The organism is Rhizobium mesoamericanum STM3625 (assembly GCF_000312665.1).
Classification (GTDB): Bacteria; Pseudomonadota; Alphaproteobacteria; order Rhizobiales; family Rhizobiaceae; genus Rhizobium; species Rhizobium mesoamericanum.
Window position 1 is genome coordinate 303,455 of sequence record NZ_HF536778.1, and the last position, 13,811, is coordinate 317,265.

11 protein-coding genes and 4 pseudogenes are annotated in these 13,811 nt (G+C 58.5%); 7 read left to right on the plus strand and 8 right to left on the minus strand.

The annotated features are described in order from the left end of the window. From mctS to mctP, 4 genes are all read left to right on the plus strand, one after another. Positions 1 to 1,386, plus strand: a complete 1,386-nt coding sequence (mctS, locus tag BN77_RS30105; RefSeq protein WP_007539439.1) for a two-component system sensor histidine kinase MctS — start codon at positions 1 to 3, stop codon at positions 1,384 to 1,386. Next, complete coding sequence (gene mctR, locus BN77_RS30110; RefSeq protein ID WP_007539441.1) at positions 1,383 to 2,054, plus strand: two-component system response regulator MctR; 672 nt, start codon at positions 1,383 to 1,385, stop codon at positions 2,052 to 2,054. The genes mctS and mctR overlap by 4 nt, the downstream gene beginning before the upstream one ends. Before the next feature lie 247 nt (positions 2,055 to 2,301). Further along, on the plus strand, positions 2,302 to 2,499 hold the full coding sequence (locus tag BN77_RS30115; RefSeq protein ID WP_007539443.1) for a DUF3311 domain-containing protein: 198 nt from the start codon (positions 2,302 to 2,304) through the stop codon (positions 2,497 to 2,499). Beyond that, positions 2,489 to 3,964, plus strand: a complete 1,476-nt coding sequence (mctP, locus tag BN77_RS30120) for a monocarboxylate uptake permease MctP (protein WP_007539444.1) — start codon at positions 2,489 to 2,491, stop codon at positions 3,962 to 3,964. Before BN77_RS30115 ends, mctP begins: the two co-directional genes overlap by 11 nt. A 342-nt stretch (positions 3,965 to 4,306) precedes the next feature. Here mctP and BN77_RS30125 read toward each other — a convergent pair. The 4 genes and pseudogenes from BN77_RS30125 to uppS all read right to left on the minus strand — a co-directional run bounded on the left by BN77_RS30125 (position 4,307) and on the right by uppS (position 7,980). Next, a pseudogene (locus BN77_RS30125) lies at positions 4,307 to 4,994 on the minus strand (IS6 family transposase). A gap of 82 nt (positions 4,995 to 5,076) precedes the next feature. Continuing rightward, a pseudogene (locus BN77_RS30130) lies at positions 5,077 to 5,519 on the minus strand (IS6 family transposase); the annotation flags it as partial. A 183-nt stretch (positions 5,520 to 5,702) separates the two neighbouring features. Then, positions 5,703 to 6,827 (minus strand): terpene synthase family protein, encoded by a 1,125-nt coding sequence (locus BN77_RS30135; protein WP_131815367.1) that lies wholly within the window; start codon positions 6,825 to 6,827, stop codon positions 5,703 to 5,705. Positions 6,828 to 7,176: 349 nt separating this feature from the next. Beyond that, on the minus strand, positions 7,177 to 7,980 hold the full coding sequence (uppS, locus tag BN77_RS30140; protein ID WP_202902649.1) for a polyprenyl diphosphate synthase: 804 nt from the start codon (positions 7,978 to 7,980) through the stop codon (positions 7,177 to 7,179). 468 nt (positions 7,981 to 8,448) lie between these two features. Between uppS and BN77_RS35430 the strand changes: the two genes are divergently transcribed. From BN77_RS35430 to BN77_RS35440, 3 genes and pseudogenes are all read left to right on the plus strand, one after another. After that, the gene (locus tag BN77_RS35430; protein WP_244426294.1) at positions 8,449 to 8,586 is read left to right on the plus strand and encodes an IS630 transposase-related protein; all 138 of its coding nucleotides are present in this window, start codon (positions 8,449 to 8,451) and stop codon (positions 8,584 to 8,586) included. Between the two features lie 81 nt (positions 8,587 to 8,667). Next, on the plus strand, positions 8,668 to 8,874 hold the full coding sequence (locus BN77_RS35435; protein ID WP_244426295.1) for a winged helix-turn-helix domain-containing protein: 207 nt from the start codon (positions 8,668 to 8,670) through the stop codon (positions 8,872 to 8,874). Then, positions 8,798 to 9,399, plus strand: a pseudogene (locus BN77_RS35440) (IS630 family transposase). The gene BN77_RS35435 and the pseudogene BN77_RS35440 overlap by 77 nt, the downstream one beginning before the upstream one ends. Positions 9,400 to 9,561: 162 nt before the next feature. Here the strand turns inward: BN77_RS35440 and BN77_RS30150 are convergent. From BN77_RS30150 to BN77_RS30165, 4 genes and pseudogenes are all read right to left on the minus strand, one after another. Continuing rightward, positions 9,562 to 10,239 (minus strand): annotated as a pseudogene (locus tag BN77_RS30150) (IS6 family transposase). 50 nt (positions 10,240 to 10,289) lie between these two features. Next, positions 10,290 to 11,150: a MurR/RpiR family transcriptional regulator gene (locus tag BN77_RS30155; RefSeq protein ID WP_162145360.1), complete on the minus strand. Its 861-nt coding sequence runs from the start codon at positions 11,148 to 11,150 to the stop codon at positions 10,290 to 10,292. 44 nt (positions 11,151 to 11,194) lie between these two features. Further along, on the minus strand, positions 11,195 to 12,262 hold the full coding sequence (locus tag BN77_RS30160) for a DmpA family aminopeptidase (RefSeq protein WP_007539460.1): 1,068 nt from the start codon (positions 12,260 to 12,262) through the stop codon (positions 11,195 to 11,197). Positions 12,263 to 12,413: 151 nt separating this feature from the next. Further along, positions 12,414 to 13,490: an IS110 family RNA-guided transposase gene (locus BN77_RS30165; protein ID WP_235777073.1), complete on the minus strand. Its 1,077-nt coding sequence runs from the start codon at positions 13,488 to 13,490 to the stop codon at positions 12,414 to 12,416. Between the last annotated feature and the right edge of the window lie 321 nt (positions 13,491 to 13,811).

Sequence of the window (13,811 nt, forward strand, 5' to 3'; positions counted from 1 at the left end):
TTGACGCTACGACACCAGATCATCGCATTGGCGATCGTTCCGCTTGTCATCTCGATCCTCGCGATCACCACCTTCATTACCTGGCAATCGGCAAACCTTGCCAAGAACAGCATCGACATGTTCGAGCAGAACATGCTGAAGGCCAAGGAAGCCGAGATCCTCAACCTGACCAATCTTGCCCTATCCGCCATCCAGACGATCTATGACGAGGCCGGGGCCGACGACGAAGCCGCCAAGCAGCAGGTGGCGGCGATCCTGACCTCGCTCGACTACGGCAAGGACGGGTATTTCTTCGTCTATGATTACGACGGCAACAATATCGTCCATCCGCGCCAGAGTTTCCGGCATGGGCACAATTGGCTCGATCTCACCGATCCGGATGGCGATAAGGTCATTGCAGAACTGATCGTCACGGCCAAGGCCGGCGGCGGCCTGCACCAGTACAAATGGCAGAAACCATCGACCGGACAGATCGCCGACAAGCTCTCCTTCGTCGTCAGCCTCGACAAATGGCACTGGGTCGTCGGCACCGGCGTCTATCTGGATGACGTCTTTGCCCAGAGCGCTGCCGCCAATGCGGTGACGCGCGCCAACATCAGACGGACCTTCGTCATCGTCGCGCTGATCGCCGTGCCTTCGGTGCTGGTCGTGTTCACGACCTGCATGCTGCTGACCTTCCATGAGCGCCGCATGGCCGACAGCCGGCTGAAGGAGTTGACGCAGCGGGTGATCGACACCCAGGAGGAAGAGCGCACGCGGCTGGCGCGCGAGCTGCATGACGGCATCTCCCAGACCCTTCTGGGCGTGCGTTATGCGATGGATCTCGCCGGCCGCAAGGTCAGGACCAATGTCGACGAGGCGGCGCTGACCATCGAGCGCGGCGTCGAGGCGCTGAATGGCGCGATCAAGGAAATCCGGCTGCTCTCGCATGATCTGCGCCCCCGCGTGCTCGATGACCTCGGCCTGACGGCTGCGCTGGAGGCACTGTGTCATCACTTTGCCGAGCGCACGGGGATCGAGACGGAGATCGATGCCTCGGCCTTCGCCGGCACGCTGAAGGCGGAAGCCAGTACCGCCCTTTATCGCGTCGCCCAGGAGGCCTTCAATAATGTCGAGCGGCATTCGGGAGCCTCGAAGCTCTCGGTCAAGCTCTGGAGCGACGGCGGCCGCGCCCGCATGACCATCTCCGACAACGGCACCGGCTTCGATGGCGCCGGGGATGGCGCGTCCGGCGGCTCGGGCCTCGGCCTGCGCAACATGCAGGAACGGATGGCGCACTTCCGGGGCCTGCTCCTCATCAACAGCAGCGAGGCCGGCACGACGCTGACGGCAATGATGCCGAGATCGGCAAATATTGCCGCCGGCAAGCAGGCGGAAGCCGCATGACGGAACGCCGGAAAATCAAGGTGCTCCTGATCGACAACCATCCGCTGGTGCTGGACGGGCTGAAAGCCGTGCTCGAAACCTTCGATCACATCGAAGTCGCCGGCACCGCCGGCCTCGCGCAGACCGGGCTCGATATCGCCCGGCAGATCCAGCCGCAGGTGGTGCTGATGGACATCAACATGCCGAAGCTCAGCGGCATCGATGCAATCGAGCTGTTCATGAGCGAACTTCCGCAGACCCACGTCGTGATGCTCTCCATGCATGACAGCCGCGAGTATATTTCCTCGTCCGTCATGCATGGCGCCGCCGGCTACGTACTCAAAGACGTCTCGACGGACGAGATCGTCGCGGCAATCGAAACCGTCGCCGGTGGGGGCACCTATTTCTCGTCGGGCGTCTTCGACGCATTGATGGGCGAACGCGCGGATGAGGGGAGCGATCCCCTGACGCCGCGCGAGCGCGATACGCTCGGGCTGATTGTTGCCGGCCGGAGCAACCGGGAAATCGCTAAGGCGCTCGGGATAAGCGCCGCCACGGCGGAAACCCATCGCAAGAACCTGAAGAAAAAGCTTGGCATCGCCACAACGGCGGGCCTCATCCGCTACGCGCTCGACCACGGCATCGCCTCTAAAGTCGACGCGAATTCGCGCCTACCCACTTCTGGGTAGGCCCCGGTATTTCGCCGCCGCGCCCATCTTGTGAGTGCAAAACCAACGTCCTAGGACTCCATTCGCGGCTTGCCAAGTGCCAAGCCGTTGGGAGGAATTCACATGTGTTACATCAGCTTCCGATCCGCCGGAAAAGCTCGAGCGACCCGAACCGGGCCTGCTGCCGCCGCCGGCTGACAGACCTGCCTTCCACGCCGACAACTGGAACATGGCGACCGCAACTGCGGCGCCTGAAAGGTACTCCGACATGGAAAAACCACGTAGCAAGGCAGCGCTGTGGCTGCTGATCATTCCTTACATAGGTCTGCTCTGGCCGCCATTTTACAATCTCCGCGAGCCGTCGCTTTTCGGCTTCCCCTTCTTCTACTGGTATCAGCTTCTCTGGGTGCCGATCACGGCGACGCTGACCTGGATTGCCTATCGGAGCGTTCGCCATGACGACTGACATCAATGGCACGGCGCTTGCCGTCTTCATCTTCTTCTTCGCCCTCGTCACCGTCATGGGATTCGTCGCCAGCCGCTGGCGCAAGCCCGAGACGCTCGCCCATATCGATGAATGGGGCCTCGGCGGACGCAACTTCGGCGCCTGGATCACCTGGTTCCTCGTCGGCGGTGACTTCTATACCGCCTATACCGTGATCGCGGTCCCGGCGCTGGTCTATACGGTCGGCGCCTTCGGCTTCTTCGCGCTGCCCTATACGATCGTCGTCTATCCCTTCGTCTTCATGGTCATGCCGGTCCTGTGGAAACGCGCCAAGGAATTTGGTTATGTCACGGCCGCCGACGTCGTTCACGGGCAGTATGGATCACGCGGTCTCGAACTCGCCGTCGCGGCAACAGGCGTCATCGCCACCATGCCTTACATCGCCCTCCAGCTCGTCGGAATGACGGCGGTGCTGAAGGCGCTCGGGCTGCATGGCGAACTGCCGCTTGCGATCGCCTTCATCGTGCTGGCGCTCTATACCTATTCGGCGGGCCTGCGCGCCCCGGCGCTGATCGCCTTCGTCAAGGACATCATGATCTACATCGTGGTGATCGCAGCGGTCGCGCTCATCCCGTCGAAGCTCGGCGGATATGCCAATGTCTTCGCCTCAGCCGATGCGGCCTTCCAGGCCAAGGGCGCCGGCAACCTCCTGCTCGGCGGCGATCAGTATGTCGCCTATGCCACGCTTGCTCTCGGCTCGGCGCTCGCGGCCTTCATGTATCCGCATACGCTGACCGGCATCTTTGCCTCCAACAGCGGCGAGACGATCCGCAAGAACGCGATCATGCTGCCCGCCTATACGCTGCTGCTCGGCCTGCTGGCGCTGCTCGGCTATATGGGCCATGCCGCCAACCTGAAGCTCGACAGCGCCAATGATGTCGTTCCTACGCTGTTCAAGACGCTGTTTTCGGGCTGGTTCTCCGGCTTCGCCTTTGCCGCGATCGCCATCGGCGCACTGGTGCCGGCGGCGGTGATGAGCATTGGCGCCGCCAATCTCTTCACCCGCAATTTCTGGAAAGCCTATGTCGACCCCAAGGTCAGCGATGCGGGCGAAGCCAAGGTCGCGAAGGTGACGTCGCTGGTGGTGAAGGTCGGCGCACTTCTCGTCATCATCTTCCTGCCGACACAGTTCGCCCTCGACCTGCAGCTGCTCGGCGGCATCTGGATCCTGCAGACGCTTCCGGCCCTGGTCTTCGGCCTCTACACCAACTCGTTCCGGGCGCCCGGCCTGCTTGCAGGCTGGTTCGTCGGTTTCTGCGGCGGCACCTTCCTCGTCTGGGATGCCGGCTGGAAGCCGCTGCACCTGATCAGCCTTGGCGGTGAACCCTTCACCGTCTACACCGGACTGCTGGCGCTCGCGGCAAATATCGGCGTCGCGGTCGTCGTCAACGCCCTGCTTCCAGCCAGGGCTCCGGTTCGGGCCTAAGATAAAATCCGAAGGGCAGCAATCGCTGCCCTTCAGTCTGCTGACAAACCCGCCGATTTCGAACTGACCCCCGAAAGTTGGACGACAACCTTCGGGGGTCAGTTCATTCGAGCGGGCCTATTCTTTATCTATTGAGAATTCCCACCATCCGATTGACAGCGCCCCAATATTCCTTGTGCATGGTTTCGGCTGCCTCCGAGATCGCCAGCTTCCAGGCAGGCCCGCGATCCCATGCCTCTTCCAGGTGTCAGCCAGTGAAGGCCCATGACCTGTGACCGGCAGGGCGTGACGGCGGCGTCGCCTTAACGGATCGTAGCCGCGGCAAGGCACGCGTCCCGAATTTCAGAGCACGGTCGACAATGCGAATTCACGCCAGGTGTTGACGGCGCGGGCGCGGGGTTGGCGGTGGTCTGCGGCAGTGAGAGTTTCCGATGGAGATGAAAGAGGTTGGCGACCTGGCCATGAACCGAGACGAAACGTTGACATTGCCGCGCCGATTTGAAGCGCATCATCCGCCTCTCTTGTCGCCGCAGCGGGAGATGAGAATTTTCGGCGCGGTTGTTCAACCCTTGTGGGATCGATGCTCAACGCCGGATATCAACTCAGCTTTCGTGGCAGCATAGGAGCGCAGCTTGTCGGTGACAATCACCCTTGGTGTGGCACCCTGGCTTTTGAGCAGCTTGCGCATCAGCCGCAGCGCAGCGCTCTTGTTCCTACGGTTTTGTAAAAGCGCATCTATAATAAAGCCTTAGGCATCGACGGCACGCCACAGCCAGTATTTCCTGCCCTTGATCGATACCACAAGTTCATCAAGATGCCATTTGTCGGCAAAGTTGCCGCTTGATCGTCGGCGGATGATAAGTGAACTTGAGACCAAATTTCACCACCCATTCCGACACTGTCTGAAACTACGGCAAGCAGGTCTTCGACATCGCGAAGGCTCAGCGGAAATCGGTAACCACACGGCATGGGCGATAATCTCGGCTGGAAAACGTTGGAGGTGGTAACGGGTAAACGGTTCTTCGGTCATGCTGGTCGAATTTCACCTCGATCAGCAAAATCCGTTAAGGCGATGCCACCGTCGGAGAACCTGTGCGGCTACTGGCAGGGCGGCGTTTGGCCGCCCCGTAGGAGCGCAATTTGTCGGTGATCATGCGCTTTGGCGGCATGCCCTGCTTCTTCAGAAGTCGCGTCAGCAGGCGCTTGGCCGCCTTGGTGTTGCAGCGCGTCTGGACGATCTCGTCGAGCACATATCCATCTGATCAACCGCTCTCCAAAACCAGCATTTCTGACCGTTGATGCGCACCGCGACTTCATCGAGGTGCCAGACATCGCCTTTCGTCGGCGCCTTGCGGCGTATGCGGCGCGCATAATCAGGGCCGTGCTTTCGGCACCATCGGCGGATGGTCTCGTAGGAAACGACGATCCCGCGATCGAACAGCATTTCCTCGACATCGCGCAGGCTCAGATTAAAGCGGAAGTAGAGCCAGACAGCACGGGCTACGATTTCGATCGGATAACGGTGGTTCTTGTAGGTCGGTGCACTCACGGTCATGGGCGCGCTGCTACCTCAATTTCCTTACCGCTCAATCAATGTGACAGCACCGGTCGAAACCCTCCCATTTCGAAAGCGAGCGTCCTGGCGCTGCTGCACAGTGACGTGGGCTCGTTCGTCAAAAGCGACGAGGTGATCGACGTCATCGACCGCCGTCTTATAAGTGAATAGGCCTGCCTCAGCTCAATCTTCTTTGACGTTCTCCTGGCGGGCGGCCGGAAAATCTTCTGGTTCTGCCGTTGTATCGAAAATATAGTTCTCAGTCGCCGCATACCGCTTCTGCCGCCGAGCCCAGTCGTAGTGACCACGCATCAGTGTGCCCATGTCGTTGAGGAAACGACGAAGCTCGGCGCCCGCCCAAGGGGTAATCCGTGCCTCCAGGTCGAGATAGTCGCCCACTACATCATTGTGGATCCGTACAGTATTCGTGATGGCTTCTTGTTGCGACAGGCCTTGTGCGATGAGAATGTTCGGCAAATTCCAGATTACGCCGATTTCGCGCGGGAACGACATGACGTCGTTGCATAGACTGAGGACGGTGCCCACGAGGGTCTGTAGCCGCCTGACCTGGACGTGCTGGTAATCGTTCCCCGGGACCTCGTATCCCGCAACGATATCGGCCAGCGCGTAGGTGGGCGGCGCGCCGGCAAAGCTTGCGCGACCGAGCAAATACTCCCTCACACTTGGCGGCGGACCGCTCATGTTGAGACCCACCTGCCAGATGGTGCTGAGAAAGTAAAAGGTCATGCCTTCCATCCATCGCGCGTATTGCATCGGGCTGCTGACATTCTCAATGCGCCGCGCCATGTCGGCAGTCGCCTCCCCCGTCCTGATGCAGAGTTCGGCATATTCGGTCGAAAGGTCGCGGACAATCTCTTGACACATCGACCGCCAGTCGCATCCGCGCGGATCGGTCAAGATCGCCCTTAGCCAGAGATGGAACTGTGCAAGTCCGCCCGGCGATCCATGATACGCGCCAACCTCGCAGAAGTGCTCGTCCACCAAGAACATCCACGCGCTCCAGATCGACGCAGCCAGGAACGCTTCGCGGTTCATGTGGTGGTACATCCGACCGATTACGTCGGCCGGGCCGAGGCTGCGCAGCATGGCTTCCCCCTTGCCGCCACACTCGACGAGGGCATGGCCGACCGCCCATTCCGCTACTTCCACTTCCACGGCGTCGGTATTCGGATTGCGACCGTCCGGAAATGGATAGTGAAACGCTGGAAGCCTCAGCTTGGTGGCCAGAAGTGCGCTGTTGGGGAGGAGCATGCTTTCGGGCTTGCCCGACCGTCTCGATTGATTCATGTCCGCTCCGGAAGTGACCTTGCCTTCCATACTGTCGCTCCTACTCTGGTGGCGAGCCCACGTAGCGACGCCAGATGTGCAGCAGGTCGTTGACTTCGTGCACAGACAGCAGTCGCTGGGCGCGACGCGCGGCGGCGAGTCGCCACACCCGTGCGCCGGCAGCTCACATGCGGTAGAACATGACGTTCCTGGTGCATCAGATGCGCGACAGCGACTTCGCCAGCCAGGATCCTGTCGCTGGCCAAAATCGCAAACCGCCCTTCAGTATAGGTGGCCGATGCGCGTGCGATACCGATGTTGCACGGCGCATTCATGACGGGCATTTCCGCTTGAATGTGCAGGGAAACTTTCATTGCCCGAACCTGCGATGACGCGACCGATAAACGGTGAGAGCCTCCTCGAAATCCGTGCGCCTGAAATCCGGCCAGCAAACGGGCGTGAAATAAAATTCAGAGAACGCACACTGCCAAAGCATAAAGTTCGACAGCCGCTGCTCTCCGGACGTTCGGATGACGAGATCCGGATCGGGTTGCCCTGCTGTATAGAGCCGACTCGTGATCGATTCAAAACTTAGGTCAGTCTGCAACGTGTTCACAGTGCCGGCCAAAAGGTGATCCGCGATCAGAGTTCTGATGGCATGCAACAATTCGAGGCGGCCGCTGTATCCGACGGCGATGTTCACGTCGAGCCCGTCGACGGTTGCGGTATGGCACTCGGCATTGCGAATGCGGCGCTTGACATCGGGCGGAAGACTGGAGAGGTCGCCGATCACGCGCAGATGCCAGCGGCCGGTGCATGCAAGTTCTTCAAAAACATCGGCGATGACCGTCAGCAGTGCCTGTAGTTCTTCTGGATCGCGACTCAGGTTTTCTGCGGATAACGGCCAAAGCGTGACCATCGGAATGTCAGCCTCACTGCACCACGATAAAAGGGCATGAACGTTGCGCCCTCCTGCTCGGTAGCCGTCGATCGACTGCAGCCCGCAACGCTCCGCCCACCGTCGGTTGCCATCCAGGATAACTGCAAGATGCCGGATCGCCACCCGTTGCTCGGACAACCGCGCATCGACCGGGTTCGTCGCGCATGCATTAAAAGTGGACGAAGCCGTAGCTTGCATTGTCACCCCTCCTTCAATTTGGTGCTGGTAGATCACGAAAACATCAGACGTCTTTCGCGAACGTGCTGCACGCTCCGGCGGCGGCAAAACTCAGTGTCATAACCGTTGATCGGTTTTCCTGATTTTTAATTATTCAGCTGCAGTTGCAAACTACCAGCTTTGGGAGGTTACGGATCGCTCGCCTACGCCGGCCAACGCGAATACGGCGATGCCGAAACCAAATCAGGTGGCGGGCATTTCCAATCTTAGGGGTGACTGCCGTCCAGTTCAGCAACGCCAGAATTCTACCATGATCCGCGAGCTAATCGGCTATAGCAGTAGCTCCAGGCCCTTCGGTCACCGAGCGTATGCTGGCGCTTGCCGAAATTTCGGCCGCCGCCCACCCAGCGGGGGGACGGCCTCGAAAGCTTTCGGAACTGGGCCTAAAGCGCGTCGCCCGTTTTTTGATTCAGGTTCTCGAATCGGCCGATTTGTGATTCCTTCTTAGCTGGAAGGAGACCGATCATGGGCAAATCACATCCGATCGAGTTGCGTTCCCGTGTTATTGCATTCGTTGAAGAGGGCAACACCCATCGCGAGGCGTCCCGTCATTTCCGGGTGTCGCCTCGATTTGTGAATAACCTTGTTATCCTGAAGTGGTAGACGGGCTCTCTGTCGCCGAGACGACAGGGTCATATTGGTGGCGGCAAGTTAAGTGACCATGGTGCGTGGTTTCGTGAACGTATGGCTGAGAAGGGTGAATTGACGCTTGATGAATTGTGCGTCGAGCTTGCCGAGCGCGGCGTAATTGTGCATCGCTCGAGCGTCGGCCGCATGTTGCACCGGCTCGGGTTAAGCCACAAAAAAAAGCCTGATGGCAAGCGAGCAGCTTCGTCCAAAAATCGCCCGGGCGAGAAGTCTATGGATCGAAAGGCGCAAGCCGTTTTTTGATAAGGCCCTGGCACGCCTCACTTTTATCGATGAGACGTCGACGAGCACAAAGCTGACAAAACGCTCCGGTTGGTCGTTACGGGGTCACCGTTACCGCAGTCATGTGCCTTTCGGATCCTGGAAGACGCAGACGTTTATCGCTGGCCTCAGATCGCATTCCATGGTCGCGCCATGGATTGTCAACGCACCAATGAATGCCGAGATATTCGAGACTTGGATCGAAACGCAACTCGTCCCAACTCTATCAAAGGGCGACATCGTCATTGCCGATAATGTCGGTTTCCACAAAAGCCAAAAGGCCGAAAACTCATCAGACAAACCGGTGCAAGGCTGCTGTTCCTACCGGCCTATTCGCCCGACTTGAACCCAATCGAGATGGCCTTCTCGAAACTCAAGTCGCTCCTACGAAAGAAAGCCGCAAGGAGCTTCGACGCAATATCGAATGCCCTCAGCGACATCTGCGCATTGTTCTCCGTTGACGAATGTCGAAACTACTTCAAGGCCGCAGGGTATGAGGCGATTTAGATGCGACAAGCTTTAAATGTGAAGTCAAGCGACTGCGATTTCACAACGAGAGCATCCCAAAGCCCACTGGCGACCTCGTGAAATGGCGTTGTCACGTTGTTTGAAATGTGGCCACGTGAGCCGACACGGCGCTTTTCAGGCAGGCGGTGCACTTACGGCTTCCTACGCGGCCATGGCCTGGCGTCGATGGGTTGGAATTTGTACTGCGGAGCGGTTGGTCTGGAATGGAACGAAGAGGTTTCGGACGGCGGAGAAGATCGACACGAAATGTTGCAATGAGCCGACCGACCGGAAACCCTGTCGCGTTCGCTCCCGTTTTCTGAACGGCAGGTGAGAATTCTCCGCTCGGTTGTTCAAGCCTTTATGCGAGCGGTGTTCCACGTTCGGCATGACCTGGGGTTTGGTCGCCCCGTAGGAGCGCAATTTGTCGGTGATCATACGCTTTGGCGGCATGCCCTGCTTCTTCAGAAGTCGCGTCAGCAGGCGCTTGGCCGCCTCGGTGTTGCAGCGCGTCTGGACGATCTCGTCGAGCACATATCCATCCTGATCAACCGCTCTCTAAAACCAGCATTTCTGACCGTTGATGCGCACCGCGACTTCATCGAGGTGCCAGACATCGCCTTTCGTCGGCGCCTTGCGGCGTATGCGGCGCGCATAATCAGGGCCGTGCTTTCGGCACCATCGGCGGATGGTCTCGTAGGAAACGACGATCCCGCGATCGAACAGCATTTCCTCGACATCGCGCAGGCTCAGATTAAAGCGGAAGTAGAGCCAGACAGCACGGGCTACGATTTCGATCGGATAACGGTGGTTCTTGTAGGTCGGTGCACTCACGGTCATGGGCGCGCTGCTACCTCAATTTCCTTACCGCTCAATCAATGTGACAGCACCTAGTCAGCAAAGCCTCCGAACTTATTTTGCAGGAGTTGCATCTGCTCGCTGCGCTCCTTGACCAAGTGGCCTAAACGGCGGATCACGTCATGTACGAGAAGACCGAGAAATGTTGTCACCGGTGCGTTGCTTTCCCAGAACATATCGACGTCTGTGGCAATTCGAAATACATTTTCCGTGAGTTCCTGCGCCCAGTAGCATACCGAATCGGTGATTATGATTAGATCAACGTCCGATTGCGCGGCCTGCCGAGCCAACAACATGGCCTGTTTTGCATAGCGTCGAACGTCTATAACAATGAGGAGCGGCCTTCCCATTTCGTCCGCGAATAACTCGCTATAGGTGCCACTGCCGCCATCCATAAAGCGCACATTCGGTCGTGCGTATTCGAGTCGCAAGGCAAAGTCCATCGCCAGGCCGCGCACGGTCTGGAAACCAGCCACATAAACCCGATCAGCCTTGGCGGTCAGCTCGGCCGCATGGCTGAACTGCTCGGTACGCGCGAGCTCATAGGTGCTGATGATGGCCTTCAATTCAAGATCGAGATTTGCTGAAAGATCGTATGTTGTACTGTCCGTCTCACCCCTCGAATGCTCGTTGGAAGCGATGCGCTCATATCGTTCTCCGACAAGCCAGGTGATCTGATGGATGGTGCTCCCCAGTTCCTCCTTGAGCGCGGCGAGGTTCTCATAGCCGAGCGAACGAAGGAAACGCCCGACGGTCATAGGGCTCAATTTGAGCTTGCTGGATATGGAGGCCGCTGTCTCGAAGGGGATATCGCGAATATTGGTAACAAGATAAGCAGCGATGGCGCTCTCAGCCTTCGAGAAGGCCGCCTGCCGTTCCTTGATCTTCTCCATGAAGGGAAACGAGGCCGGTGCGGGCTGGGGCGCTTGCTTGCTGTTCATGCTTTCAGTCGTCCATAATTGCGCATAACCTCCTTTACCGCATCGTGCTCGATAGCGGCAACAAGCCTGTTCTCGCGCCCCACCATCGTTTCGGCAGCCACCATGGCGTTTATAATCGCTTCCTCCACCGCCTGCGCCGTTGCCTCGAAAAGTGGGTCGAGCATGTTATTCGGCAAAAAGGCCAGATCGCCGACAGCGGGTGCTATGGCCGACTCGCTGATAGTCAGGTTTGCCGTGGAGAAGGCAAGGCAGAGGTCGCCGGAGCCGTCTCCGGCCGGTGTGCCCGTTCGGCCGATACCGAGACCCGCCCGTCGTGCGACCCGCTCCAACTGGGTCGGCATGAGTGGCGCGTCTGTCGCCACCAGGGCGATGATGGAACCCTGCTCACCGGCCCAGAGCCGGTTCGCGGTCAGGTGTTCGCCGACAGGCACACCGAGAATTTTGAGGAGCGGTCGAATTCCAAAGTTCGCCTGCACGAGGCAGCCTACGGTATAGCGTGAGCCAAAAAAGTCCACAACGCGAGACGACGTTCCTGTGCCACCTTTGTATTCGAAGCAGATCATTCCCGTCCCGCCGCCGACATTGCCCTCGGCTATCGACCCGCTGGAAGCCCTATCCAGGGCCTCCGTCACATGATCGGCTGTCACATGGAAAGCGTTCATGTCGTTGAGATAAGCATCGCAGGTCTCGCCGACCACGGGCAGCATGAACTTGTAGGGCCCAACTCCGGTATCCGGCTTCCCAATCATCCATCGCAGGATCGACTGATGAACGGTTCCAAGACTGTGGGTGTTGGTAATGGCGATCGGTCCTGTAAAATAACCAGCCTCCTTGATCCAGTGCGTCCCCGTCATTTCACCGTTTCCATTAAGCGAGTGGAACCCCGCCCACACGGGAGCCCGCAGAGGACCCATGCGGCCTCTCGGAAGAATGGTGGTAACCCCTGTACGCGCTGGGCCTTTGCCCGACGTTAAGGAGTCGCTGACTACGGTCGAATAGCCCACTTCCACGCCGGCTACATCGGTTATGGCATTGAAAGGACCGGTTATTCCAGAAAACGGCAATCCTAGGTCGCGCGCGGCCTCGACGGCGCATCAGGTGTCAGTCGGTGTGTAATTTCCATTGGTGTCCTCGTCTATTTAGATTTCCGGGTGCGCACTTTAACGAGCGTTTGGGAGAAATGATAGTTGAATAATATTTCATAGACACCGATATTTATATATCATCACCTATGTCGACCGATGCGAACAGTAGAAGACGCAGCGGCTTCAATGGTAGCAACCACGGACGAGGCGGCACGTTTTTGCGGAACAGCGTTCCGACAATCGCTCTCGCGCCATGGATGAGAAGCGCCCGCAGATGTCTGTCACCCCCCTTACTGATCCTGCCGATACGCTCCTTCTTCCCGCTGGCATGCATCCTCGGAGTCAGCCCGAGCCAGGCCGCAAAGTGCCGTGCGGATTGGAACTGACGACCGTCTCCCACAGCTGCGACGATGGCACTCGCAGTGATCGGGCCTACGCCGGGTGCAGTCGCCAGCCGCCGGCTATCTTCGTTGTTCTTGTGCCACTCGACAATTTGTTGTTCGACAGCAGCGATCTGTCCTTCAAGCGTATTGATATGATCGAACAGGGTATTGATAGCTTGGCAGGCGATCGCTGGCAGGTGGTCTGGCGTCATTGCGTTCATTCGCTGCCGCAGCTCTGACATACGGTAGCGGCCTTTTGCGGCGATGAGCCCAAACTCACCAACCAATCCACGAACAGCATTGATCGATGCTGTTCGTTGGCGAACCAACAATGAACGAGATCGATGCAAAGCGAGCACGGCTTGCTGGTCTCGGGTCTTGATTGGAACGAAGCGCATGTTTGGCCGAGTGGCCGCCTCGCATATCGCCTCTGCGTCTGCCGCGTCGGTTTTATTCCGTTTGACATACGGTTTGACGTATTGCGGCGGAATGAGCCGAACGTCGTGACCCATAGTGACCAGCTCGCGAGCCCAGTGATGAGCGCTCGAGCATGCTTCCATCGCAATCAGGCAAGGCGGCAGCTTAGCGAAATACGCGAGCAACTCGCTTCGTCCAAGGCGTCGGCGTAGAACGGTTTGGCCGACGTCATCAACGCCATGAGCTTGGAAGACTGTCTTTGCGAGATCAAGACCAACGGTAACAACAGGCATGAAAACGTTCCTTCTTGGCTGAAAGACGTCCGCCATCTTCGCTGAGGGGACGGGAGCGGTCCATGCCATCAAATGGGCTGTCCAGCGCGCCAGATACATGACGCTGGGAACCATCAGCCAGATGAGCGATGATCCGCTCATCAGCTTGGCAGCCGTGGCGCGCTGATCATCCCGGCCCATGCCGGAGAACGCGGCGACCAAAGCCGCCACCTACACCACTCCCTGGGACATGATCACATAGCGCGGCACTTGAATTGAGATTGGGCACCTAATTTGAGATTCCGGCTTCGATTTTGGCAGTTAATGTGAGATTCGCCGCCATAGAAAAGATGCCTGGACGCGGCTAAGCTTCATCAGAAATGCTAAGATAGCACAAATGGTTATGGCCGACTCAGAGGGTGTCAAGCGCCGAAAATCGCGCCGAAGAATCTCAAA

Excerpts from the sequence above, each read along its gene's own strand:
- BN77_RS30155 (WP_162145360.1), bottom strand. The coding sequence starts at position 11,150 with ATGGAGAAGATCAAGGAACGGCAGGCGGCCTTCTCGAAGGCTGAGAGC.
- BN77_RS35430 (WP_244426294.1), top strand. The coding sequence starts at position 8,449 with ATGGGCAAATCACATCCGATCGAGTTGCGTTCCCGTGTTATTGCATTC.
- BN77_RS30115 (WP_007539443.1), top strand. The coding sequence starts at position 2,302 with ATGGAAAAACCACGTAGCAAGGCAGCGCTGTGGCTGCTGATCATTCCT.
- BN77_RS35435 (WP_244426295.1), top strand. The coding sequence starts at position 8,668 with ATGGCTGAGAAGGGTGAATTGACGCTTGATGAATTGTGCGTCGAGCTT.
- mctP (WP_007539444.1), top strand. The coding sequence starts at position 2,489 with ATGACGACTGACATCAATGGCACGGCGCTTGCCGTCTTCATCTTCTTC.
- BN77_RS30135 (WP_131815367.1), bottom strand. The coding sequence starts at position 6,827 with ATGAATCAATCGAGACGGTCGGGCAAGCCCGAAAGCATGCTCCTCCCC.
- BN77_RS30165 (WP_235777073.1), bottom strand. The coding sequence starts at position 13,490 with ATGGTTCCCAGCGTCATGTATCTGGCGCGCTGGACAGCCCATTTGATG.
- mctR (WP_007539441.1), top strand. The coding sequence starts at position 1,383 with ATGACGGAACGCCGGAAAATCAAGGTGCTCCTGATCGACAACCATCCG.